This is a genomic window from Duganella sp. BJB1802, from assembly GCF_013369445.1.
GTDB lineage: Bacteria > Pseudomonadota > Gammaproteobacteria > Burkholderiales > Burkholderiaceae_D > Rugamonas > Rugamonas vulcania_A.
Genome location: NZ_JABWEF010000001.1, coordinates 315438 through 339797, shown reverse-complemented (window position 1 = coordinate 339797; position 24360 = coordinate 315438). Strand labels below are relative to the sequence as shown.

Here is a 24360-nt window from a genome sequence, read left to right as displayed (position 1 = left end):
CCGTGCTAACTTGAGCCCCATGCTGCCACTCCGGCGGTGCTGTGGGGGTTCAGTTGATACCCATTCCAAAACCATCCTACCTCGACCAGTGCGTCTATCTCGGCGCGCGCCATGGCGAAAAGCGCTGGCGATCCAAGGATAGGACTAAACTATATACGTGGGATTGGATGCACGGAGAAATCGAAGTGTTCAATAGGCGCGGCCGCCATCTCGGCAGCATCGACGCCGTCACCGGCCAACTCACCAAAGGCGCAGTCGCGGGGAGGAAAATCGATGTCTAACTTTATTGAAAAATGCCTCTTGCGCGAAGCCAAGCCTGAGGACATTGATGACTTCATCGAACTCTGGCATCAGAATCCCGGCAAGCAGCCGCTCCACGAATACCTCGGGATGACGCGCAACGAGTACGCGCTCTGGATCGCCAACGCAGCCATCCTGCCGACGCTTCTCAACATCCGTTCAAAACACCAAAGCATGGACCAGCTGCTCGCGGAATTCGACCACCAGTTCCCGACGATAGCCAAATCCACGAGCCCCTCGGGCGCAATGGCTTTGATGAAGTGGCTGAAGGTCCGCCTGACTTAATTGCTGTAGATATTCGGGAAGTAGCGTTCCATCAGCGAGGCCGGGCGCAGCGGCGGCGTGAAGCCGAATTGCGCGTACAGGCCGTGCGCGTCGCCGGTCGCCAGGGTGAAGCGGCGCAGGTTCTGCAAATCGGCATGCGCCAGCACCGCCTCCACCAGCTGCTTGCCGTAGCCGCGCCCGCGCACCTCCGGCAGCACGAATACGTCGACCAGGTTGGCGAAGGTGGCGCGGTCGGTCACCACGCGCGCGAAACCGACCTGCCGCCCGTCCAGATAGGCGCCGAAGCACAGCGAATGCTCGATCGCCCGCTCCAGCACCGCCAGCGGCATGCCAATCGCCCAAGTCGACTGCTCGCTGATGAATTGATGAATCAGCGGCACGTCCAGATCCGCCTTGTTGGTGCTGATGTGCAGTGTCGTCATGATTTCGATGGGCAAAATGGTAATGTTGACATATTTTTGAGCAGCTGGCGGTTTATAATCGCTGCTGACATCAATCACCGCACACGCCTGCCCCACTATGACAGCACAACTTTCCAAAAAAAGCGAAGCCTGGTCGGCCCGTTTTAACGAACCCGTCTCCGACCTGGTCAAGCGCTACACCGCCTCGGTCTTCTTCGACAAGCGCCTGGCCAAGGCCGACATCCAGGGCTCGCTGGCCCACGCCGAGATGCTGGCCGCGCAGGGCATCATCAGCGCCGCCGACCGCGCCGAGATCGAACGCGGCATGGCGCAAATCGCCGCCGAGATCGAAGCCGGCCAGTTCGAATGGCTGCTGGACCTGGAAGACGTCCACCTGAACATCGAAAAACGCCTGACCGAACTGGTGGGCGACGCCGGCAAGCGCCTGCACACCGGCCGCTCCCGCAACGACCAGGTGGCCACCGACATCCGCCTGTACGTGCGCTCGGCCATCGACGACGTGCTCGAGCTGCTGGCCGCGCTGCGCGGTGCGCTGACCGACCTGGCCGAGAAGAACGCCGACACCATCATGCCCGGCTTCACCCACATGCAGGTGGCGCAGCCGATCACCTTCGGCCACCACATGCTGGCCTACGTCGAGATGTTCGGCCGCGACGCCGAGCGCATGGCCGACTGCCGCAAGCGCGTCAACCGCCTGCCGCTGGGCGCCGCCGCGCTGGCCGGCACCACCTTCCCGATCGACCGCCTGCGCGTGGCGCAGACGCTGGGCTTCGACGACGTCTGCCACAATTCGCTGGACGCCGTCTCGGACCGCGACTTCGCCATCGAATTCACCGCCGCCGCCTCGCTGATCATGACCCACGTGTCGCGCATGTCGGAGGAACTGGTGATCTGGATGAGCCCACGCGTGGGCTTCATCGACATCGCCGACCGTTTCTGCACCGGCTCGTCGATCATGCCGCAAAAGAAAAACCCGGACGTGCCGGAACTGGCGCGCGGCAAGACCGGCCGCGTCTACGGCCACCTGATGGGCCTGCTGACCCTGATGAAGGGCCAGCCGCTGGCCTACAACAAGGACAACCAGGAAGACAAGGAACCGTTGTTCGACACCGTCGACACCGTGGTCGACACGCTGCGCATCTTCGCCGACATGGCCGGCGGCATCAGCGTCAAGCCGGAAGCGATGCGCGCCGCCGCGCTGCAGGGCTACGCCACCGCGACCGACCTGGCCGACTACCTGGTCAAGAAGGGCCTGCCGTTCCGCGACGCCCACGAAGCCGTGGCCCACGCGGTGCGCGCCTGCGACGACCTAAAGATCGACCTGTCGGAGATGTCGCTGGACCAGCTGCGCGCCTACTCCACGCTGATCGACGACGACGTGTTCGCCGTGCTGACGCTGGAAGGCTCGGTGGCCGCGCGCGACCACGTGGGCGGCACCGCGCCGAACCAGGTGCGCAAGGCCATCGCGCGCGTGCGCGAACAGCTGGCCAAATAAAGGCCATGGCGCGCCCGACGCTCACCTACCGCAAACCGCAAGCGGGACGCGACTACTGGGTCATCGACGACATCCTGCCCAACGCGCAGGAAGTGGCGCAACGCTGCTTCGCGCGCGAGGACTGGGAGCTGGGCGCGCCGCACCGCCCGGAGCCGTGGCCCGGCATGCGCAGCAAGGGCGCGCTGCTGCCGGACGAACTGGCGCTGGTGGAAGCCTGGGTCAAGAAGGTCACGGGCGCCAAGAAGCTGTGGCAGGAGGCCACGCCGCAGGGCAGCACCCTCAACCACAACTATGTGCAGCTGGTGGGCGGCATCGAATCGGGCCCGCGTCCGCACACCGATTCGCTCAAGCTGTGCCGCTACGCCGCCGTGATCTATTTGTCGCCCGATCCGCTGCCGGCGGCCGGCACCTCGTTCTACCGCCTGCGCTACCCGGACGGCACGCTGGGCGGCAACTACTGCAGCCCGCCGCATGCCAACCTGCGCGAGGCGCTGGGCGTGACCAGCCTGCCCCCGCAGGCCTGGCACGAGGAGCAGCGCATCGACAACCGCTTCAACCGCATGCTGCTGTACCGCGCCAACCTGGTGCACTCGGCCAGCGGCTACTTCGGCTGCGACCACGACGACAAGCGCATGACCGCGGTCTTCTTCTGGATGGCCTGAGCGGCGCCTACTGCGTCACGATCTTCGACAACACCGAGAACGCCGCGCCGGTCTGGTTCTGCTCCAGCAGGATGGTCAGCTCGGTGTAGGTGCAGATCATGTTGACCAGGTTGATCTTGTCCCACGCCAGCTGCTTGAGGATGGCGTGATAGATGCCGGGCGTGCGGCTGGTGTCCGGGTTCAGGTGCAGGGTCACCGCGTTCAGGTTGTCCTGGCGCGCCAATAGCCGCTCGCCGGCGAACACCTCCTCCACCATCGTCGTCAGCACGCGGCTGCTGATGACCATCACCTCGTTGACCCCGCGCGTGACCGTGACGAAGGCGCCGCGCATCGGCTCGGCCTTCGACAGCAGCCGCCGGTGGCACTCGTTGATGCTGTCCGAATAGCGGTAGGTGTACTCGGTCAGCTCGGTGCGGGTGGTCAGCTCGCCGGTCTTCTGCGCCAGCGCCAGCGGCTGGTTGCTGGCCTCCGGCAGGCGCTCGGCCACGCGCCGCAGCGCCATCACCACGGCCGCCTGGCCGACCGGCTTCCACATGTCGCTCTCCAACTGCGGCTGCAGCTGGCGCGCCAACTCCGACAAATTGATCAGATTGCGCCGCAACCCCTCGGTGAGAAACGACGAATCCATGACGATGCGTTCAACTTTGGTAGCAATCGACAGCATACAAGCTCCCCCTGTCCGCGCGCCGGCGGACAATAACTCAACTAACAGCAGGCGCTGCGCCGCGCGCCGCGCCGTGGTCGGCGCCCGCGCGGCGACGCAAACCCGCTGCCGGCGCCCCGGATGGAGGCGCGGCGGCAGTCAGGATGCGGCAAGCGGTGACAAATGGAGGACGATGCTAGAGCGGTGGCGGCGCCGTGGTGTGGGCGGCGCGCAGAGCGCGGGCGGAACTGACATTGTGCGTTGGGTGTGCGGTCATCGTTTTCTTCCTGTGGTTCCCGTTGCGCTTGTTACCAAGGGTCGTGCCCTGCGCTTTTTATATGCCAGTCACGAACCATAATTCGCGCTGGCGTCAACTAGTTTAATTCGCAATATTAGAACTCTGCAACCACGATTTGCTGAAAAATTGGGCATAGTGTTGCGTAGCCACCGAAAATAGAGGGCGGCGTCTAGTTCGTTGTTGATTTAAGACAAACCGCGCCTATCGTGCGGGATCCTGCCCTCAACTTCTGGTATGACAGCTTCCCCGGCGCCCCGCCGGAGTGTCTCATTTCAGACATTTTTTTCTTCTGTGACTAATTTTCCAAGTTTTTTGACTTCGTGAGCGCGACAGGAATAGTGTCGCCCCTACTCGCCGTTTTAGCCGCACAAAAACGCCGCGCGGCCAACCGCCGCCGCGGCGCCGGGAACGCCGAGTTGGCCACTATCCCGGCCAAGGCCGCACCTAGCGAAAACAATCAGACCCCATGGAGAAGAGATGAATTTACGTAAGACCCTACTCGCTGCATCCGTCGTCGCCGCATTGCCGATGATGGCGTCCAACGCAGCCCAAGCGGCGGCACAGCTCATGTCCGCGCCGGTGGCCCAGTCCTCTCCACAAGAGAGCGCCGGGCTGGTGGCCAGGATGGCCGCGCTCGACAGCCAGCGCGGCCTGTCCGCCGACCACAGCTTCCGCATCGCCAGCCAGCACCCCGGCGTGGTGGGCGAGAAGATCACCCGCGCCAACCACACGTACAAGGGCCTGCGCGTGTTCGGTTCGGAATCGGTGATCGTCACCAACAACGCCGGCGACATCATCAGCGAGTCGGTGGCCGACCGCCGCGCCGCGCTGGACGCGCCGGCCGCCACGGGCGGGGGCCGCTCGACCACCGTCGCCCCGGCCGACTGGACGCCGACGCTGAGCGCCAGCGACGCCATCGCGCTGGTGGTCAAGGCGGTCGCGCCAAGCGGCACGCACCGCTGGCAGCCGAGCGCCGAGCTGCTGATCTATCCGGTGATGAAATCGGTGCGCATCCCGTCGGCCGTGAACAAGGCCGAGTCGGCGCTCAACGCCATGGACCTGGAGCAGGTGGTCGACCACTACGAGCTGGCCTACTACGTGCAGACCCGCATGGCCGACCACGGCAAGCCGGTGTACTTCGACACCATGGTCAACGCCAAGACCGGCGCCGTGATCACCCAGTGGAAGGCGCTGCAGACCGTGGTCGGCACCGGCAACAGCCAGTACAACGGCCAGGTGCCGATCCAGACCTCGCTGTCGGGCAGCACCTACAAGATGCTGGACTCCACCCGCGGCACCGGCGGCACCTACGGCGGCATGGCGATCACCAACGCCAACCACAGCTCGGCCAACAGTCCGAACGCCGGCAGCATCTACACCAACACCACCAACGTCTGGGGCGACGGCCAGAACTACAACGGCGGCAGCACCACCAACGCCAACGGCCAGACCGCCGCGGTCAACGCGCTGTGGGGCCTGATGAACACCTACGACGGCCTGAAGAACGTGCTGGGCTGGCAGTCGCTGGACGGCAACAACACCGCCACCTACATCGCCGCCCACGTCGACACCGCCTACGACAACGCCTTCTACGACGACGGTTGCAAGTGCATGTACATCGGCGACGGCTCCAGCTTCTACAGCCTGGGCTCGATCGACGTGATCGGCCACGAGATGTCGCACGGCGTCACCGCCTCGACCTCCAACCTGAACTACTCGGGCGAATCGGGCGGCTTGAACGAATCGAACTCGGACATCGGCGGCGAGATGATCGAAGCCTACGCCCGCAACGGCGGCACCGGCAGCGTGATCCCGGCCACCGGCAACGACTGGATGATGGGCAAGGAGATCAGCAAGTCCGGCCAGCCGCTGCGCTGGATGTACAAGCCGAGCAAGGACGGCGGCAGCCCGGACGCCTGGAGCAGCTCGATCTCCAACCTCGACGTGCACTACTCCAGCGGCCCGAACAACCGCATGTTCTACTTCCTGTCGCAGGGCTCGAACTCCAGCTCGACCAGCGACTACTACTCGAAATACCTGGTCAAGAGCCCGGCCGCGATGACCGGCATCGGCAACGACAAGGCGTTCCGCATCTGGTTCAAGGCCAACACCACCAAGTTCACCTCGTCGACCAACTACGCCGACGCCCGCAACAAGGTGCTGGCCGCCGCCACCGAGCTGTATGGCGCGGGCTCGAAGGAAGCGATCGCGGTGCAGCGCGCCTACGCGGCGATCAACGTCGGCGCCGACATCGACGAAACCGGCGCCACCGGCGGCGTGTCGATCACCACCCAGCCGTCCAACGTGAGCGTGGCGGCCGGTTCCACCGCCTCGTTCAGCGTGGGCGCCAGCGGCGGCACCTCGCCGTACACCTACAAGTGGTACCGCAACGGCGCCGTCATCAGCGGCGCCACCTCGGCCACCTACTCGCTGACGGCGCAGACGGCCGACAACGGCGCGGTGTTCAACGCCGTGGTCAGCGACTCGTCGTCGCCGGTCAAGACCGCCACCTCGGGCAACGCCACGCTGACCGTCGGCTCGACCGGCGGCACCACCGAGCGCGTGACCAACGGCGGCTTCGAGTCCGGCGCCACCGGCTGGAGTGGCTCCACCGGCGTGATCGGCAACTACAGCGGCCAGAGCGCCTACGAGGGCACCATGTTCGCCTGGCTGGGCGGCAACGGCACCACCGCCTCGGAGACCATCACCCAGGCCGTGACGATCCCGTCGACCGCCACCGCGGCCACGCTGACCTTCGCGCTGCACATCGACACCGATGAAACGGGCAGCACCGCCTACGACAAGATGGTGGTGACCGTGAAGAACAGCGCCGGCTCGGTGCTGGGCACCCTGGCCACGTACTCGAACGTGAACGCGGCGACCGGCTACCAGGTCCGCACCTTCAACATGCTCGCGTACAAAGGCCAGACCGTCACGCTGTCGTTCGCGATGAACGAGGACTCGTCGCTGCAAACGTCGTTCGTGGTGGACAAGGTCAGCCTGATCACCCAGTAAATGTGGTAAGACAGTCCCCGCCTGACCCGACGGGGCTGTTTTTTTGCCGGGGCGGCAGTCCATCGCCGCCTCGCTTTTTTTTCCTGGCTGAGCAAGCGATGCAGTTTCATCTCCAAGTGCAGGGCGGACCGTCAGGCCCGCAAACCATAGCGATCGACGCCGCCAGCGAGGCGGAGGCGATCCGCCAGGCGGCGCGCAACGGCTGGCGCGTGCTGGCCATCGGCAGTACCGAATCCATGGGTGCGGGGGCGCGTGCGTCCGCGCGCCCGGGCAAGCAGGCCTTCCCGCTGCTGCAATTCAGCCAGGAGCTATTGGCCCTGCTGGAGGCGGGCCTGAACCTGAGCGAGGCCACCGCCACCTTGCTCAACAAGGAAACCCGCGGCGGCGCGCGCGCCACGCTGGCCGCGATCCAGCGTTCGCTGCAACAGGGGAAAAGCTTCTCCGACACCCTGGCCGATTTCCCGGCCGTCTTCCCGGAACTGTATGTCGCCACCGTGCACGCGGCCGAGCGCTCGGGCAACCTGCCGGAGGCGCTGGCGCGCTTCGTCGGCTACCAGCTGCAGTTCGACGCCATCCGCAAGAAGCTGGTCTCGGCGGCCATCTACCCGGCCATGCTGCTGGTGGTGGGCACGCTGGTCACGCTGTTCCTGATGGGGTATGTGGTGCCCAAGTTCAGCGTGGTGTACGAAGGCTCGGGGCGCGAGATCCCGTGGGCCTCGCGCATGCTGCTGTCGTTCGGCCAGGCGCTGGCCGCGCATCCGTGGCTGTGCGCCGGCGCGCTGGCCGGCGTGGTGCTGGGCGTGGTGCTCGGCCTTGGCAACGCGGCGCTGCGCGGCCGGCTGGTGCTGGCCATCCTGCGCCTGCCGGTGCTGTCGGCCAAGGCCGCCGAGTTCCGCCTGGCGCGCTTCTACCGCGCGCTGTCGCTGCTGCTGCACGCCGGCATACCTTTATCGAAGGCGCTGGCGATGACCGGCGCCATGCTGCTGCCGGCGCAGCAGGTGCAGCTGGTGCAGACGCGCCGCGCGGTCGAACAGGGGCTGCCGTTTTCCACCGCGCTGGAACAGAACGCGCTGGCCACGCCGGTGGCGCAGTCGCTGCTCAAGGTCGGCGAGAACACCGGCCGCCTGGGCGACATGCTGGAACGCTCGGCCAAGTTCCACGACGAGGAATTCGCCCGCTGGGTGGACTGGGCCTCGCGCCTGCTGGAACCAGTGCTGATGACGGTGATCGGCGTGGTGATCGGCGGCGTGGTCGTATTGATGTACATGCCGATCTTCGAGTTGGCCGGGAGTCTGTCATGAACGCACGCGAACCGGCTGTCCTCAGCCCCGAGATGCTGCATAGCGCGCGCGCCGCCGCGATGGCGCAGGGCCGGCCGGCCATGGCGCTGCTGCAGGAAGCCTGCGGCCTGACGCCGGAGGAGCTCACGCGCCAGTTGGCCGCGCTGTTCTGCTATCCGGCCTGGCCGATGGGCAGGCTGCAGGCGGCGTCGCCGGCGTTCGACCTGCTGTCCTACACCGACTGCGCGCAGCGCGACTGCGTGCTGTTGCGCGAAGGCGGCGATGCAGGCGATGCCGGCGCGGTGCCGGTGCTGGTGATCGGCAATCCCTTCGCCGAGGACACGCTGCAGTGGGCCGGCTACGCCATCGGCTGCGCCTACACAGTGGCGCTGGCCCATCCCGACGATTTGACCGCCTACCTGGTGCAGCAGGAAAGCGTGCAGCAGGCCATGCAGGACATGATGGAGGACGGCAGCCATGGCGAGACGGCGGGCCTGGACCAGACCATCGAGGACATCTCGCTGATACGCATCAGCGAAGACAGCAGCCCGGTGGTCAAGCTGGTCAACTCCACCATCTACGACGCGCTGAAGTTCCAGGCCAGCGACATCCACCTGGAATGCGACGCCGCCAGCCTGGTGATCAAGTATCGCGTGGACGGGGTGCTGGTGCAGGCCGGCACGGTGCAGGGCCTGCAGATGGCGGAGCAGATCATCTCGCGCATCAAGGTGCTGGCGGAGCTGGACATCGCCGAGCGCCGCGTGCCGCAGGACGGCCGCTTCAAGGTGCGCGTCAAGGGCAGCGAGATCGACTTCCGCGTCTCCATCATGCCCAACATCTTCGGCGAGGACGCGGTGCTGCGGCTGCTGGACCGGCGCGCGCTGACCGAGGCCGCCGCCGCGCTGCGGCTGGAGAGCCTGGGCCTGAACGGCGACGCCATCGCGCAGATCCGCCGCCTGGCCGCCAAGCCGCACGGCATGCTGCTGGTGACCGGGCCGACCGGCTCGGGCAAGACCACCACGCTGTACGCCGCCATCACCGAGATCAACACGGGCCGCGACAAGATCGTCACCATCGAGGACCCGGTCGAATACCGGCTGCCGCGCGTGCTGCAGATTCCCGTCAACGAGAAGAAGGGCCTGACCTTCGCGCGCGGGCTGCGCTCCATCCTGCGCCACGATCCGGACAAGATCATGATCGGCGAAATCCGCGACGACGAGACCGCGCAGATCGCGGTGCAGGCCTCGCTGACCGGCCACCTGGTGTTCACCACGGTCCACGCCAACAACGTGTTCGACGTGGTGGGCCGCTTCCTGCACATGGGCGTGGACCCGTACAGCTTCGCGGCGGCGCTGAACGGCATCGTCGCCCAGCGGCTGCTGCGGCTGAACTGCGAGCACTGCGCGGTGGACGTGGCGCCCGATCCTCAGGACCTGGCCGACAGCGGCTTGAGCGCCGGCGACGTGCGCGAGTGGCGCTTCAAGGCCGGCGGCGGCTGCGGCCATTGCCGCGGCACCGGCTACAAGGGCCGCAAGGCGGTGGCCGAGGTGCTGATACTGAACGACGCCATGCGCGAGATGATCTGCACCCGCGCACCGGTGAGCCGCATGAAGGAGGAAGCCGCCACCATGGGCTTCCGGCTGGCGCGCAGCGCCGGGCTGGATCTGGTGCGGCAGGGGGAAACGACTTTACTGGAGCTCAATCGTGTCACTTATTGAACGCTTTGCGCGGCTGGTGCCGACAGGGCCGCTGACGCCGCGCCGCCTGCGTGTGCTGCTGTCGCCGCAGCAGGTGTTGTGTGTGGTCCGCCAAGGCGGGCGGCTGGTGGAAGGCAGCGCACGGCAGATCGCCGTCGATGGCGCCGGCGGCCACTGGCAGGCCGCCATCGACGCGCTGCGCACGCTGTTGCAGCAGCCGGACATCGCGATGGCCAAGCTGCCGCTGGAGATCAGTCTGTCGGGCCGCTGGAGCCAGCTGGTGCTAGCGCCGTGGAGCGACGCGCTGCTGTCCGAACCATCGGCCAGCCGCTTCCTGCAAACGCAAATGGCGGCCCTGTACGGTGACAACGCGCGCGGCTGGAGCGTGGTCGGCGACGATGCGCCATACGGCCACACACGCCTGGTCTGCGGCGTCGACAGCACGCTGCTGCAAGCGCTGAAGGACGTCGCCGCCGAATGCGGCCATGCCTGCCGCGTGATCGAGCCCTTGCTCGCCACCGCCCTGCGCGCGCTGGAGGCATCGCAGCCTAAGCGACCGCGCAAAGGCGCAGCCGACGCCGTCGGCGCGCTGGCGCTGATCGAGCCTGGCCGCATCACGATGGCGGCGCTGCGCGACGGGCGCATCGTCGCCATTCAATCGCAGCCGGCCAGCGAGGCGTGGCGGCTCGAACTGCCGCAAGCCTGGCAGCGCTGGACACTGCGCGCGCCCGAACTGGCCGCCATCGAACGGATCGCCGTCACGGACCTGAGCGCGATGCCGCCAGCCCACGCTCCCGCACCAGCCACCGCGTTGCACCTGGTCCCCGGCGCACTGCCATCGCGCTTCCATCTGAACGCCAATCCCTTCGGCGAGCGTGCCACGGCCAGCGCAGCGCCGCCGCAAGCCCCATCGTCCACCGCCAAGCCGGAGGTGGCGGCATGACGCACCTGAACTTCCTGCCGCGCGCCACGCAACCGACCGGCTGGCGCCTTGCCTTGCTGGCCGTCGGCGTGCTGATGCTGCTGCCCGCCGCCGTCAATTGGATCACGCAACTGCAAACGGTCAATCGGCTGACGGCTCGCCTGGAGGCCCAAACGGCCGCCGTGCAGCCAACGCGCCTCACACGCCCCGCGCTGGCGCCCGCGCAGCAGCGCGAGTTGGATCTGCAGGTCAAGGCGGTAGCCGAAGCGGTACGCCAGCTCAACCTCCCGGTCACGCGGCTGATCAAGGCCGTCGTCGCGCCGGCCGACGTGCGCGTCGCCCTGCTGGCGCTCGACTTGAACGGACAACCGCCGCAGGACGGCGCCGACACCGCCGTGCCTTCCGGCGCGCTCAAGATCACCGCCGAAGCGGAAACCGCGCAAGACATGATCAACTACCTGGCCTTCCTCAACCAGCAGCCGATGTTCCGCTCCGTGTACCTGATCAAGCACGAGATGGCGGCCGGCGCTGGAGAACGTCCCTATCATTTCCAGCTGGAGGCCCAATGGCGGCAATAAAGTCAGGCGCGCAGCCCAAGTTGAAGCTCGCGCCCAATCTGGCACCAAGGCTGGCGTGGCAGACACGCCGCCTGCTGCGCCAGGCCGGTCCCGGCGCGGTGGCCGGCATCGCCTGCGCGCTGCTGGCCGTGCTGGCGCAATGGCACGCCACGCAGCTCGACCAGCGCCAGGCCACATTGACGCGACAGCTCAACGCTGCCGCCCGCGCGGCAGCCGCGCCGCACACGCCCGCGCCGACCGCCGCCGGCGGCGTGGCCGCGTTCTACGCCTACCTGCCCGCGCACGAGGCGATCCCCGACCAGCTCAAGGAACTGGTGAAGGTGGCGCAGCAAAGCGGCATAGCGCTCAACAAGGCCGAATACAAGCCAGAGATGGACACCAAGGCCGGCTTCCTGCGCTATCGCATCACGCTGCCGGTCAAGGCCGACTACGCGAGCGTGCAGACCTTCATCATCGGCGCACTGCAGGCGTTGCCGACGCTGACGCTCGACTCGGTCGCATTCAAACGCGAGCAGATCGAGTCCGGCGAGATCGACGCACGCATCCAGTTCGTGCTGCTGGTGCGACAGGAGGCGCGGCGATGAGAAAAATCGTGATCGGCGCCGCCGCCGTCGCCACCCTGCTGGCCGCATGGTTCGCGCCCGACCAGGACGGCGGCGTGGTCGGCCCAGCAGCCGCCACCACGCGCGAGACCACGCCAGCGCCGGTGGCGACAGCCATCGCCACCCCGCCAGCCGACGCCACCAGCACCGCAGCCGCCACCACGCCCGTCCCCGCTGCGGACAACGTCGACCTGCAAATCCACCCGCGTGTCGCCGACGACGAGATGGGCAATGTCTTCGCCAAGCAAAGCTGGGCGCCGGAGACACCGAAGAAAATCATGATGGACCAGGCGCAGGCGCAGCAAGCGGCGCAACAGGCCAGCCCACCATCCGGCCCGCCCACCCTGCCCTTCCAGTTCATGGGCCGCTTCACCGACGAAGGCAAAACCGCCTACTTCCTGCAAGTCGATGGCCAGAACGTGGTCGCCCGTCCCGGCGAAAAAGTCAACGACAGCTACCTGCTCGACAGCGTCAGCGGCAACACGATGAACTTCGTCTACCTGCCGCTCAACCAGAAACAAACCTTAGTCGTAGGGGACGCCAATTGAAACCAACCGCCCACCGCCTGCACCTGCTGGCCGTCGCATTGCTGCTGAGCGCCTGCGCCGGCAGCCAGACCTTCAAGGAAGGCAACGCCCTGCTGGACGCCGGCCAGATCGACCAAGGCCTGGCCAAGCTGGAACAGGCCTCGCGCGACGACCCGCACAACGCCGAATACCGCATCGTCCTGCTGAACCGCAAGCTCAAACTGGTCAACGCCATGAACAGCCGCGCCGACACGCTGCGCCTGAAAGGCCAGGCCGCCGAAGCCGGCGCGCTGTACGAACAGGCACTGGCCATCGACCCGGCCAACCTGGTGGCGCGGCAAGGCAAGGCCATGCTCGCACAGGACCAGCGCCACCAGCAAACGATGGGCGAAGCGGAAGCCCTGCTGCAGCGCGGCGGCGACGCCAATCTGGCGCAGGCGCAGGAGCTGCTGCGCCCCCTGCTGGTGGAGCGCCCCAACCAGCGCGACCTGCTGCGGCTCAAGACCCAGATCAACGACGCCCAGACCCGCCTGCGCCCCGCCAGCGGACGACTGGCGATGGCCTACCGCAAGCCGGTCACGCTGGAGTTCCGCGACGCGCCGCTGCGCGCCGTGTTCGATTTCATCAGCAAGGTGTCGGGCCTGAACTTCGTGTTCGACCGCGACGTCGATCCCAACCTGCGCGCCACCATCTCGGTGCGCGACACCAGCATCGAGGAAGCCATCGGCATGCTGTTGAGCGCCAACCAGCTGGAGCAAAGCATCACCGGCGACCGCTCGATCACCATCTACCCCAACAACCCGCAGAAGCAGAAGGACTACCAGCAGCTGCTGGTGCGCAGCTTCTTCCTCGCGAACTCCGATGTGAAGACGGTGGCCTTCTCGCTCAAGACGCTGCTGAAGGCGCGCGACATCGTCACCGATGAACGCATCGGCACCATCATCATGCGCGACACGCCGGAGATGATACGCATGGCCGAACGCATCATCGCCGTGCAGGACGTGGCCGATCCCGAGGTCATGCTGGAGGTGGAAGTGCTGGAAGTGAAGCGCTCGCGTATCCAGGAGCTGGGCGTGCGCTGGCCCGACACCGTCGGCCTGACCCTGCTGGGCAGCGGCCAATACGGTTCGCTGAACGTGGGCGACCTGCACAAGATCAGCGGCAGCACCATCGGCCTTGGCTTCGGCACCGTGTCCATCAACGCCAACAAGAACGACACCGACAGCAACATCCTCGCCAATCCCCGCATTCGCGTGCGCAACAAGGACAAGGCCAAGGTGCTGATCGGCGACCGCGTGCCGGTGATCACCGTCACCACCAACAACGGCGTCAGCTCGGACAGCGTGAACTACGTGGACGTGGGCCTCAAGCTGGACGCGGAACCCAACGTCTACCTGGACGACGAGGTGGCGATCAAGATCAACCTGGAGGTCAGCAGCGTGGTCAAGGAGATCGTCAGTAAATCCGGCACGCAGGCCTACCAGATCGGCACGCGCAGCGCGGCCACGGTGCTGCGCCTGAAGGACGGCGAGACGCAGGTGCTGGCTGGCCTGATCAGCGACGAGGACCGCACCACCGCCAACAAGGTGCCCGGCGTGGGCGAGCTGCCGGTGTTGAGCCGTTTGTTCGGCACCCAGAAGGACGATTCGACCCGCAGCGAGATCGTGCTGTCGATCACGCCGCGCGTGCTGCGCTCCATCCGCAGGCCGGAATTGTCGGCGGCGGAATTCAACTCCGGCACCGAAACCGATATCGGCGGACGTAGCCAGATGGGCACCACGCTGGCCGCCGTACCCGACACGGCGGCCGACATGGCGCCCACTCCGCGCGACACCGCGCCGGCATTGGCGCCCGGCGGCTCGGCCATGACCGGCGGCTCCGGCATGACAGGCGGCGCCGCGCCGCCGCCGGCACCGCAGGCAAAGCCGGAGCCGGTCGACCCGGTCCGCCGCACGCCGCCGAAGAAAGGCCAGTAGCCATGCAGCGCAAGGCCCAACGCGGCTTCACCTTCATCGAGTTGATGATCACGCTCTCCATCCTCGCCACGCTGGCGATGGTGGCTGCGCCGATGGCGCAGGTGGCGCTGCAGCGCGAAAAGGAGCACCAGCTGCGCGCCGCGTTGATCGAGATCCGCGAAGCCATCGACGCCTACAAGCGCGCCGCCGACAACGGCCGCATCAAGCTGGCGATGGGCGATTCCGGCTATCCTAAAAAGCTGGAAGACCTGGTCGTCGGCGTGCCGGATCAGCGCAGCCCGCGCAAGCAGAACATGTACTTCCTCCGCCGTGTTCCACGCGATCCGTTCGCGCCGGCCGACGGCAACGCCAACGGCTTCGCCAACAGCGCGGCCAGCGGCGGTTGGGCCGTACGCTCCTACGCCTCGCCGCCGGACAACCCGACCGAAGGCGAGGACGTGTTCGACGTCAGCTCCCGCTCCACCGTCATGGGCCTGAACGGCATCCCCCTCAAACAATGGTGACGCCATGAAGCGCAACAAGGGATTCACGCTGGTCGAGCTGTTGGTGGTGTTGGCGATCATCTCGCTGCTTCTCACCATCGCGCTGCCGCGCTATTTCAGTTCGGTCGACAAATCGAAGGAAGTGGCGTTGAGGGAGAACCTGCAAGTGCTCCGCAGCGGCATCGACAAATACTACGCCGACAAGGGCGAGTACCCGGCGGCGCTGGCGGACCTCGTCACGCAGCGCTACTTCCGCAAGGTGCCGCTGGATCCGGTGACGGAATCGGCCACCACCTGGCTGCTGCTGCCGTCCGCCGACGCCGAAAAACCCGGCGTGGCCGACATCCGCAGCGGCGCAAAAGGAAAGACCCGCGATGGCACGCCGTACGAACAGCTTTAAACGGCAACGCGGTTTCGCCTATCTGTGGACGCTGATGCTGGTGGCCTTCATGGGCGTCGGCCTGACCATCGCCGCCGACCTGTATGCGACCGCCATGCGGCGCGACAAGGAGCGCGAGCTGCTGTTCATCGGCCACGAGTTTCGCCACGCGCTGGAGGCCTACAACAAAGCCAACGGCGCCGGCCAGTATCCGCTGACACTGGAGGAGCTGCTGAAGGACCCGCGCTTCCCCAGCGCCAAACGCCACCTGCGCCGCCTGTACAACGATCCGATCACCGGCAAGCCCGATTGGGCCCTGGTGCTGCAGCAGGGCCGCATCGTCGGCATCCGCTCCACCTCCGCGCAGCGCCCCATCAAGCAGGACAACTTCGACGACGACGACGCCGGCCTGGCGAAAAAGCCGCGCTACGCCGACTGGCTGTTCACCTATCCGCACGACCTGTTCACCGTGCCGCAGAGTGCGGACGCCAAACGCTGACTTGTTGCGCAGTTATTGATCTTGGACAGAACGTCCCATTCATCCGCGATCTAGCGTGATTCATCCGCCACGCGGAATCGGCGACATCATTCGATGCCAGCTGGAACGGTTGAAATTGGGAGGATGAGATGATCCTGCGTACACGCCTGCTTACCGTCACCACCGCCGTCGCCGCCGCGACGTCGCTGCTGGCCGCCACCGCGACGCTCGCGGCAGACCAACTGATGGCCCCTCCGGTCAACACGCTCACGCCGCAGGACAGCTCCGGCCTGGTGGCGAAGCTGACCGCGATGGAGGCCGCGCGCGGAGTGGCGCCGGAGCTGAGCTTCCGCATCAGCAGCGTCCATCCCGGCGCGGCCGGACAGAAGATCGTCCGCACCCGGCACACGTACAAAGGCTTGCCGGTGTTCGGCTCGGAGTCGGTGGTGGTCACCGACGCGGCGGGCAATATCGTCAGCGTCTCGACCGCCGACCGGCGCGGCCAGCTGGCCGCCGGCCTGGCACCCACCTCCATCGGCGACATGGTACCGACGCTGAGCGCCGCCGACGCCATCGCCATGGCGGCCAAATCTGTCGCGCCGCGCGCCTCCAACCGCTGGCCTCCCAGCGCCGAGCTGACGATCTACCCGATCATGAAGACGGTACGCATGCCCTCGGCCGCCGGCAAGGCCGACGCCGAGCTCAATGCATTGGACGTGGAGGAAGTGGTGGACCGCTACGAGCTGGCCTACTACGTCAAGCTGCGCCTGGCCGAAGACGGCAAGCCAGTCTATTTCGACACCATCGTCAACGCCAGGACCGGCGCCATCATCGCGCAGTGGCAGGCGTTGAAGACAGTGGTCGGCACCGGCAACAGTCAATACAACGGACAGGTGCCGATCCAGACCTCGCAAACCGGCAGCGGCTACCAGATGCTGGACAGCACGCGTGGCACCGGCGGAAAATTCGGCGGCATGGCGATCACCAACGCCAACCACAGCCCGGCCAACAATCCCGACCCCGGCGCCATCTACGTCAACGGCACCAACGTCTGGGGCGACGGCCAAAACTACAACGGCGGCAGCACCACCAACGCCAACGGCCAGACCGCCGCGGTCAACGCGCTGTGGGGCCTGATGAACACCTACGACGGCTTGAAGAACGCGCTGGGTTGGCACTCGCTGGACGGGAACAACACCGCCACCTACATCGCGGCACACGTCGACACGGCCTACGACAACGCCTTCTATGACGACAGCTGCAAATGCATGTATATCGGCGACGGCGACACCTTCTACAGCCTGGGCTCCATCGACGTGATCGGCCATGAGATGTCGCACGGCGTCACCGCGTCGACGGCGGACCTGGTGTACTCCGGCGAGTCCGGCGGCTTGAACGAATCGAACTCCGACATCGGCGGCGAAATGATCGAGGCCTATGCCCGCAACGGCGGCACCGGCGCGGTGATTCCGGCCACCGGCAACGACTGGATGATGGGCAAGGAGATCAGCAAGTCCGGCCAGCCGCTGCGCTGGATGTACAAGCCAAGCAAGGATGGCAGCAGCCCGGACGCGTGGAGCAGCACGTTGAAATACCTGGACGTGCACTATTCCAGCGGGCCGAATAACCGCATGTACTACTTCCTGTCGCAGGGTTCCAGTTCCGACCCGGCCTCCGACTACTACAGCAAATACCTGGTCAAGAACCCGGCCGCGATGACCGGCATCGGCAACGACAAGGCTTACCGCATCTGGTTCAAATCGCTGACCACCAAGTTCACCTCGACGACCAACTACGCCGACGCGCGCTCCAAGGTGCTGGCGTCGGCGCAGGAACTGTACGGCGCCGGTTCGAAGGAGGCCATCGCGGTGCAGCGCGCCTACGCGGCGATCAACGTCGGCGCGGACGTCGACGAGGGTGGCTCCACCGGCAGCGACGTCACGATCACCACGCAGCCGGCCAGCGTGACCGTGGCGCCGGGCGCCACCGCGTCGTTCAGCGTGGGCGCCAGCGGCGGCACGCCGCCCTACTCCTACAAGTGGATGCGCAATGGCGCGGAGATCGCCGGCGCCACGTCGGCCACCTACTCGCTGACCGCGCAGCTGTCCGACAACGGCGCGATGTTCAACGCGGTCGTCAGCGATACGTCATCGCCGCAGAAGAGCGCCACCTCGTCCAAGGCGACGTTGACGGTGGCCGCCGGCGGTGGCGGCAATGAGCTGGTGACCAACGGCGGCTTCGAAAACGGCACCACGGGCTGGCATGGCAGCACCGGCGACATCGGCAGCTTCTCCGGCCAGCAGGCCTACGAGGGCACGCGCTACGCCTGGATGGGCGGCAATGGCTTCTACGCCATCGAAACGCTGACCCAGTCGGTGACGATACCGTCGAACGCCACGTCGGCGATGCTGACCTTCGCGCTGCACATCGACACCGACGAAACCGCCCGCAGGGTCTACGACCGGCTGACCGTCACCGTGAGGAGCGGCAGCGGCGCGGTGCTGCGCACGCTGGCCACCTGGTCCAACCTGGACGCCGCCGACGGCTACCAGATCCGCAGCTACGACCTGTCGGCCTTCAAGGGCCGCACAGTGACGCTGTCGTTCGTCATGCGCGAAGACAGCGGCAAGCAGACCTCCTTTGTGCTCGACAAAGTCAGCCTGCTGGCGAAGTAATCAACGCAGGCTGACGAACACCGGGTTCGAATAGAACCACAGGCTGCGGTAGTTACGGTCGTTGATGTCGTTGAAGCGCGCCGTGTTGTCGGTGGTGCCGGTGCGCTGGTCCGCCAGCGGTTCGCCGTCCTGGGTCAGGCCGGCGACATCGGTGCCCAGGTTGGTGCCGCGCAGGCGGTAGTACTGGTTCTTGCTGGCGGTGGTTTCGTAGCTGATGCTGAAGTAGCCGTCCGCATCGACCTTCCAGTCCGCGCTGGTGAAGCGCTTCACCACGCGCGTGCTGGCGTTGGTGGCCACGCTGTAGGCGGCGCTGCCCGGCGTGGCCTTGGCGTTCACGTCGCCGACGATCAGGTCGACGTGGTCGACCACCGGCTTGACGTTGGCCGCCGTGCCGCTGTCGACCGGCTTCTCGTAGTTGTTCTTCGCCGGCGACTTGAAGCGGATGGTGATCGTCACCTTGTCGCCGCTGGCGACCTTCAATTCGCCGCCCATCTCCTTGCGGTCGTCCTTGCTGGCCAGGTTGAAATCCAGCGCGTTGATCAAGTCCCCGTAGACCGAGAACATCTTGCCCGAGCGAAGACCCTGCAGCAGGTCCTTCGCGGCCGGCTTGCCCTGGGCGCTGTTGAAGACGTAGTTCTTCGCGTACTCGCCGGGGAAGTAGCCGCTGCTGTTGCCGCCGACGATTTTGAAGTGGGTGTCCGAGTCGGTCAGGTTCCAGATGCGGCGGCCTTCGCCGAGCAGCGCATCCCACACGCCGCCGACCTTGGCGACGATGTAATCGACGCCACCGTATGCGCGCAACGGCGCGTTCTCCGGCGTGTAGGCGGCGGTGTAGCCACCACGGTCCGGCTCCATCTGGTTGCCTACCATGCCTTCGATGGCGAACACGATGTTCGGCGCGATATCGTTGAAGCGGCGGAAGTCGTCGACGGTGTAGCTGCCCTTGTTGCGCGACGGGTGGTTGACCACGGCGTAGCTGGTGTCCGGGTAGTTGTCCTTCAACCAGCTGATAGCCTTGAGCGCGTCGTCTGCGCTGGCATTGTAGCGGGTGGTTCCGTATTTGCTCTTCCACGCGGCGACATCGGCGGCATCGAACAGCGCCGGGTCGCGGGTGGTGAACAGGTATTCGAATTCCTTCATGCCCTTGGTGCTGGAGGCCAGCTTGTCGCCGCCCTCGAACAGGCCGATGCCGATGTGGTCATGGGTCGGCATGTCCCATTCGAAGCCGGAGAAGATCAACTTGTCGGCGTAGGTGCCGGCCGCCTGCAAGGCCTGCACGTGCGGGATCTCATAGCGTTCGACGCCGATCGACAGCGGAATCCCCGCAGGCAGCGATGCGCCCTTCTCGTCGCGCGACGACAGGCGCAGGTGGTTGCTGATCGCCATCCAGTCCAGGCCATAATTGGTGAAGGCCTTACCCAGCACCTTGTCCAGCGTCTGGCTGACGTCCGTGTCGGGCGACTGCGTGGTGTGGGTGTGCAGGTCGCCGGCGATCCAGCGGCCGGCCGGCAGCGGCGGCACGACGATGTCGGCCGGTTGGTCGCCGCCGCAGGCGACTGCGGTCAGCATGATGGCGATGGCGGTGGGGATCAGCAATTGGCGTGGGCGAAAATGGGAGACGAACGACATGATAAGTGAGTCCTGAAAGTAGATGCGGAATTCGGCACACTAGCATCGGACTATTACGCGCCTGTGACTTGGCGGCGCGTGCAAAACTGCTATGATCCCCGGCTGGCGCAGACCAAGCTCCGCGCGGCCACGCAAATTAAATCAGGGTTATAAAAATGACTATTGGCGGAAAAACCATGGAAGAGGCACTGGCCTCGCTGTCCGACATGACTGCAGGCGCGGTCCCCATCGGCAAGGACGAACACCTCCAGCGCCTGGCGCGCGCGCAGGCTTACATGCGCGACCAGGGCATCGCGGCGATCTACGTCAACGCCGGCTCCAACATGACCTACTTCACCGGCACCAAGTGGTACCCCAGCGAACGCATGGTCGGCGCCATCCTGCCGGCCAGCGGCGCGGTGGAGTACATCGCCCCGGCCTTCGAAGAGAGCACGCTGAAGGACTTCATGCTGGTCGAGGGCAACGTCAATACGTGGCACGAGCATGAGAGCCCGTACCAGCTGTTCATCGACACGCTCAAGCGCATGGGCATCGCGCCTGCCGCCGGCGCCGCCGCGCCGCGCATCGGCATCTGCGAGAGCGCGGCCTTCTTCATCTACGACGGCATCCGTCCGCTGGCCGACGGCTACACGCTGGAGAACGCGCGCCAGGTCACGGCGCACTGCCGCACGCGTAAATCCTCCAACGAGATCGCGCTGATGCAGCGCGCCAAGGACATGACGCTGGCCGTGCACGTGGCCACCGCCAGCATGCTGCGCGAAGGGATCACCACCACCGAAGTGGAGGAGTTCATCAACCGCGCGCACCGCAAGGTCGGCGCGTCCGGTTCGTACTTCGTGATCGTGCTGTTTGGCGAGGCGACCGCGTATCCGCATGGCGTGAGCTATGTGCAAACGTTGCAACGGGGCGACACTGTGCTGATCGATACAGGCTGCAAACTGCACAACTACATTTCCGACATCACGCGCACCTATGTGTACGGCGAGATCAGCGAGCGTCAGCGCTCGGTATGGAACAGCGAGAAGGCGGCGCAGCTGGCGGCCTTCAACGCGGCGCAGCTGGGCGTGCCGTGCGAGCAGGTGGACATGGCGGCGCGCCGTTCGCTGGAGGCCGACGGCTTTGGTCCAGGCTACAAGCTGCCTGGCCTGCCGCACCGCACCGGCCACGGCATCGGCCTCGATATCCACGAGTGGCCCTACCTGGTCGGCGGCGACAAGACGCCGCTGGACGTGGGCATGTGCTTCTCGAACGAGCCGATGATCTGCATCCCCGGCGAATTCGGCGTGCGCCACGAGGACCATTTCTACATGACGGAGAACGGCCCGAAATGGTTCACCGAGCCCGCGCACAGCATCGACGATCCGTTCGGCCTGCGCAAGTAAGCCTTATGCCTGCATGCGCTTGAGCCGGTTGTAGAAGTACAGCGGCGCGGTGACATGCAGGACGCCGTCGGCGGGACGGATCACGACACGGTTGGAGTCCCAACGCATCCAGCGCGGGGTTTTGTAGTTGAAGATGCGGCCCTCATCGGTTTCGCCCGCCGGGACGAAACCGAACTGCTGAACGCGGCCGATGAAGGCCGTCTCCCCTGCCGCATCCACTGTGCCGCGTACCGGAAGGCACATCAACAGCGACGGCAATTGGCCTATGCACGCGCCGACCAGCACTCCCCGCACGAGCGCAGTCGGCTCCCAGTAACTGGCCAACAAGGCGACGGCAAGGAAGCCGGCGACCAGACACCCCCAAACTATCCAGTCGCGCGTGCTCAGGAATGGATTGAAGCCGATCGACTGCTTGTGGAAAGTCTGCGCCATGTTCACTGCCCTGCCGTGAGAAAGAAGTCTGCATTCTGCGCCGCCGCGCCGGGAAAATCCAGCCATTCCCGGCGCGGCCATGACGCGGCTCAAACGAATTCCATCACTTCCTGCAGCGGCTTGCGCAGCTTCTGCGGCCAGTTGCCGGCGGCGGCGTAGCCGATCGACAGCAGCATGACCGGCACGTCGTCCTCGCCCAGGTTGAATTCGCGTTTTACCCCGGCGGCGTTGAATCCGCTCATGGCGCTGCTGGCCAGCCCCATACCCTCGGCGGCCAGCATCATCGTCATCGCAGCCAGCGAGGCGGAACGCAGCGCTTCGTCCCGCTGCAACTGCGGATTGCCGGGATGCGTGTGCAGCGCCATGCCCACCCACACATCGGCAACCGTTTGCGGCATGATCCCGGCGTCCACCGACGGCTTCAACGCCAGCGGCAGACCCACGTGCGCGGCCAGCGTGCCGACGATGATGAAGGTGACCGGCGCATCGGCCACCTTCTGCTGGCCGAAGGCGACCTCCTTCAGGCGCTCCTTCGCCTGCGGCGTACGCACCGCGATGAATTTCCAGTTCTGGAAGTTGTAGGCCGACGGCGCCAGCGTCGCCAGGCGTACCAGCTCCGAGATGTCGGCGTCGCTCAGCGCACGGCTGGTGTCGAAGCGGTTGGCGGAGATGCGCGATTCGATCAGGTGTTTGATGTTCATTTGGTTCCCTCTGTGGTTGTTTGAAAAGCGCGTATCAGCGGGGCTGCGCGGAAGCCCGTTGCACCGCCAGGATGCTGGCCAGTACCGTGACCAGGCCGGCCAGCGACAAGCCGCTCATCGCCTGCCCAAGCAAGGCCCAGCCCAGCACCACCGCGACCAATGGACTCAACAAGCCCAGTGAAGACACGGCCACCGGCGACAGCCGGGCGATCCCTCGGAACCACAAGGCGTAGGCGAGCAGCGCTCCGGCCAGCGACAAGTAGACATAGCCCAGCACCTGCATCGTGCCCAGCGCCGGCAGCGGCGGATCGACCAGCACGGCCAGCGGCGCGAGCATCAAGCCACCGAGCAGCAACTGCCAGCCGGTCAACGCCAGCACCGGCAGCTCGCTGCGCCAGCGGCGCGTGAGGTAGGTGCCGGCCGCCATGCAGGCCGCGCCAGCCAGCGCAGCCGCGATGCCCGCCGCGTCCCAGGCAGCGCCGGGCGAGAGCAGCAGCACCGCCATCCCCAGCACGCCCAGTACGGCGGCGCCCACGGCCAGCCGCGCCGGCGGACGCCGGTCCAGCAGCCAGGCCAGCCCCATGACCAGCAAGGGTTGGATCGCACCGACCACCGCCGCCAAGCCGCCCGGCAGGCGATAGGCCGCGATGAACAACAGCGCCTGGAAAAAGCCGATGTTCAACGCCGACAGGACCGCCAGCCGGCCCCACTCCGCGCGCGGCGGCAGGCGTCCCATGAAAATCAGCAGCAGCACGCCGGCAGGCAGGGTTCGCAACAGCGCGGCGATGAACGGCCGGTCCGGCGGCAGCAGCTGGGTGGTGACGATGTAGGTCGATCCCCAGATGGCCGGCGCCAGCGCGGTGGTCAGTGTGGTGATCAGGGACGATGTCGTGCTTTTCTCGCTCATGGCATTTGTCTCGACTTCAAGATAAAATGGAAGTCTGATCAAAAACAATCTTGATGTCAAGATAAATTGGAGTGTGCGATGCCGAAAGAAAGACCGATGGACGCCGTGGACGCCATCGTGGCGCAGTGGCGCCGCGAGCGCCCCGAACTGGACGTGGCGCCGATGGCGACGATAGGACGGCTGAAGCGCTGCGCCGCGCTGCTGCAGCGCAGGCTGGACGCGACCTTCGCCGAATTTGGAATGGGTGCGTGGGAATTCGATGTGCTGGCGACGCTTAGGCGTTCGGGCGCGCCCTACTGCCTGGCGCCGACCGCGCTGTTCTCGGCGATGATGATCACCTCCGGCACCATGACGCACCGGCTGCAGCGGCTGGAGGCCAGCGCGCTGGTCGAGCGGGTGCCCAACCCCACGGATGCCCGCAGCCTGCTGGTGCGGCTAACCCCGGCGGGGCTGGAACTGATCGACCGCGCGGTGGCCGCGCATGTCGACAATGAACACAAGATCCTGTCGCCCCTGAGCCCAGCCGAACTGGCCTTGCTGGACACGGGGCTGATCAAACTGCTGGCGGTGCTGGAGCCGGCGGAGTAAGGCCC

The 24360-nt window shown here is 66.1% G+C and carries 24 protein-coding genes; 18 read left to right on the top strand and 6 right to left on the bottom strand.

From position 1 onward, the window contains the following. The first annotated feature begins 41 nt into the window (after window positions 1–41). Window positions 42–281, top strand: coding sequence for a colicin E3/pyocin S6 family cytotoxin (locus HUX88_RS33220; RefSeq protein ID WP_176360594.1), 240 nt, complete (start codon window positions 42–44; stop codon window positions 279–281). Beyond that, window positions 274–585 (top strand): hypothetical protein, encoded by a 312-nt coding sequence (locus HUX88_RS01585; protein ID WP_176360593.1) that lies wholly within the window; start codon window positions 274–276, stop codon window positions 583–585. The genes HUX88_RS33220 and HUX88_RS01585 overlap by 8 nt, the downstream gene beginning before the upstream one ends. On the opposite strand, the gene HUX88_RS01580 is transcribed toward HUX88_RS01585, so the two are convergent. Then, entirely contained in the window at window positions 582–1007 is a 426-nt protein-coding gene (locus tag HUX88_RS01580) for a GNAT family N-acetyltransferase (protein ID WP_176360592.1), read from the bottom strand. The two genes, HUX88_RS01585 and HUX88_RS01580, sit on opposite strands and share 4 nt — an antisense overlap. 97 nt (window positions 1008–1104) lie before the next feature. Here HUX88_RS01580 and argH point away from each other — a divergent pair, with 97 nt between their 5' ends. Next, on the top strand, window positions 1105–2502 hold the full coding sequence (gene argH, locus HUX88_RS01575; protein ID WP_117013858.1) for an argininosuccinate lyase: 1398 nt from the start codon (window positions 1105–1107) through the stop codon (window positions 2500–2502). Window positions 2503–2507: 5 nt separating this feature from the next. Next, the gene (locus HUX88_RS01570; RefSeq protein WP_117013859.1) at window positions 2508–3164 is read left to right on the top strand and encodes a DUF6445 family protein; all 657 of its coding nucleotides are present in this window, start codon (window positions 2508–2510) and stop codon (window positions 3162–3164) included. A gap of 7 nt (window positions 3165–3171) precedes the next feature. Here HUX88_RS01570 and HUX88_RS01565 read toward each other — a convergent pair whose 3' ends face one another. Further along, the gene (locus tag HUX88_RS01565; RefSeq protein ID WP_117013860.1) at window positions 3172–3828 is read right to left on the bottom strand and encodes a hypothetical protein; all 657 of its coding nucleotides are present in this window, start codon (window positions 3826–3828) and stop codon (window positions 3172–3174) included. Between the two features lie 754 nt (window positions 3829–4582). On the opposite strand from HUX88_RS01565, the gene HUX88_RS01560 reads away from it, so the two are divergent. The 12 genes from HUX88_RS01560 to HUX88_RS01505 all read left to right on the top strand — a co-directional run bounded on the left by HUX88_RS01560 (window position 4583) and on the right by HUX88_RS01505 (window position 18716). Beyond that, the gene (locus HUX88_RS01560; protein ID WP_176360591.1) at window positions 4583–7120 is read left to right on the top strand and encodes a M4 family metallopeptidase; all 2538 of its coding nucleotides are present in this window, start codon (window positions 4583–4585) and stop codon (window positions 7118–7120) included. 98 nt (window positions 7121–7218) lie between these two features. Continuing rightward, window positions 7219–8421: a type II secretion system F family protein gene (locus HUX88_RS01555; RefSeq protein ID WP_176360590.1), complete on the top strand. Its 1203-nt coding sequence runs from the start codon at window positions 7219–7221 to the stop codon at window positions 8419–8421. Then, window positions 8418–10118, top strand: a complete 1701-nt coding sequence (locus HUX88_RS01550; protein ID WP_176360589.1) for a GspE/PulE family protein — start codon at window positions 8418–8420, stop codon at window positions 10116–10118. The genes HUX88_RS01555 and HUX88_RS01550 overlap by 4 nt, the downstream gene beginning before the upstream one ends. Next, window positions 10105–11040, top strand: a complete 936-nt coding sequence (locus HUX88_RS01545) for a hypothetical protein (protein ID WP_373886737.1) — start codon at window positions 10105–10107, stop codon at window positions 11038–11040. The genes HUX88_RS01550 and HUX88_RS01545 overlap by 14 nt, the downstream gene beginning before the upstream one ends. Beyond that, complete coding sequence (locus HUX88_RS01540) at window positions 11037–11597, top strand: hypothetical protein (protein ID WP_176360588.1); 561 nt, start codon at window positions 11037–11039, stop codon at window positions 11595–11597. The genes HUX88_RS01545 and HUX88_RS01540 overlap by 4 nt, the downstream gene beginning before the upstream one ends. Further along, window positions 11585–12181 (top strand): type 4a pilus biogenesis protein PilO, encoded by a 597-nt coding sequence (gene pilO, locus HUX88_RS01535; RefSeq protein WP_176360587.1) that lies wholly within the window; start codon window positions 11585–11587, stop codon window positions 12179–12181. The genes HUX88_RS01540 and pilO overlap by 13 nt, the downstream gene beginning before the upstream one ends. Continuing rightward, window positions 12178–12747 carry a hypothetical protein gene (locus HUX88_RS01530; RefSeq protein ID WP_217916187.1) on the top strand — a complete coding sequence of 190 codons (570 nt, stop codon included), beginning with the start codon at window positions 12178–12180 and terminating at the stop codon, window positions 12745–12747. Before pilO ends, HUX88_RS01530 begins: the two co-directional genes overlap by 4 nt. Beyond that, window positions 12744–14702 carry a secretin and TonB N-terminal domain-containing protein gene (locus HUX88_RS01525; protein ID WP_176360586.1) on the top strand — a complete coding sequence of 653 codons (1959 nt, stop codon included), beginning with the start codon at window positions 12744–12746 and terminating at the stop codon, window positions 14700–14702. Before HUX88_RS01530 ends, HUX88_RS01525 begins: the two co-directional genes overlap by 4 nt. A gap of 2 nt (window positions 14703–14704) precedes the next feature. Continuing rightward, complete coding sequence (locus HUX88_RS01520; protein ID WP_176360585.1) at window positions 14705–15205, top strand: type II secretion system protein; 501 nt, start codon at window positions 14705–14707, stop codon at window positions 15203–15205. 4 nt (window positions 15206–15209) lie between these two features. Continuing rightward, window positions 15210–15584 (top strand): type II secretion system protein, encoded by a 375-nt coding sequence (locus HUX88_RS01515; RefSeq protein ID WP_161085347.1) that lies wholly within the window; start codon window positions 15210–15212, stop codon window positions 15582–15584. Beyond that, a complete protein-coding gene (locus HUX88_RS01510; protein WP_176360584.1) occupies window positions 15559–16062 on the top strand; it encodes a type II secretion system protein in 504 nt (167 codons plus the stop codon). Before HUX88_RS01515 ends, HUX88_RS01510 begins: the two co-directional genes overlap by 26 nt. A gap of 128 nt (window positions 16063–16190) precedes the next feature. Beyond that, window positions 16191–18716 carry a M4 family metallopeptidase gene (locus tag HUX88_RS01505; protein ID WP_176360583.1) on the top strand — a complete coding sequence of 842 codons (2526 nt, stop codon included), beginning with the start codon at window positions 16191–16193 and terminating at the stop codon, window positions 18714–18716. Here HUX88_RS01505 and HUX88_RS01500 read toward each other — a convergent pair whose 3' ends face one another. After that, complete coding sequence (locus tag HUX88_RS01500) at window positions 18717–20345, bottom strand: S-layer protein (RefSeq protein ID WP_176360582.1); 1629 nt, start codon at window positions 20343–20345, stop codon at window positions 18717–18719. A 155-nt stretch (window positions 20346–20500) separates the two neighbouring features. Between HUX88_RS01500 and HUX88_RS01495 the strand changes: the two genes are divergently transcribed. After that, window positions 20501–21727 (top strand): Xaa-Pro peptidase family protein, encoded by a 1227-nt coding sequence (locus HUX88_RS01495; protein WP_176360581.1) that lies wholly within the window; start codon window positions 20501–20503, stop codon window positions 21725–21727. A gap of 3 nt (window positions 21728–21730) precedes the next feature. On the opposite strand, the gene HUX88_RS01490 is transcribed toward HUX88_RS01495, so the two are convergent. From HUX88_RS01490 to HUX88_RS01480, 3 genes are all read right to left on the bottom strand, one after another. Beyond that, the gene (locus HUX88_RS01490; RefSeq protein WP_117013874.1) at window positions 21731–22159 is read right to left on the bottom strand and encodes a hypothetical protein; all 429 of its coding nucleotides are present in this window, start codon (window positions 22157–22159) and stop codon (window positions 21731–21733) included. A gap of 89 nt (window positions 22160–22248) precedes the next feature. Then, complete coding sequence (locus HUX88_RS01485) at window positions 22249–22860, bottom strand: nitroreductase family protein (protein ID WP_176360580.1); 612 nt, start codon at window positions 22858–22860, stop codon at window positions 22249–22251. Window positions 22861–22894: 34 nt separating this feature from the next. Further along, entirely contained in the window at window positions 22895–23767 is an 873-nt protein-coding gene (locus tag HUX88_RS01480; protein ID WP_176360579.1) for an EamA family transporter, read from the bottom strand. A 78-nt stretch (window positions 23768–23845) separates the two neighbouring features. Here HUX88_RS01480 and HUX88_RS01475 point away from each other — a divergent pair, with 78 nt between their 5' ends. After that, a complete protein-coding gene (locus HUX88_RS01475; RefSeq protein WP_176360578.1) occupies window positions 23846–24355 on the top strand; it encodes a MarR family winged helix-turn-helix transcriptional regulator in 510 nt (169 codons plus the stop codon). Window positions 24356–24360: the final 5 nt, after the last annotated feature.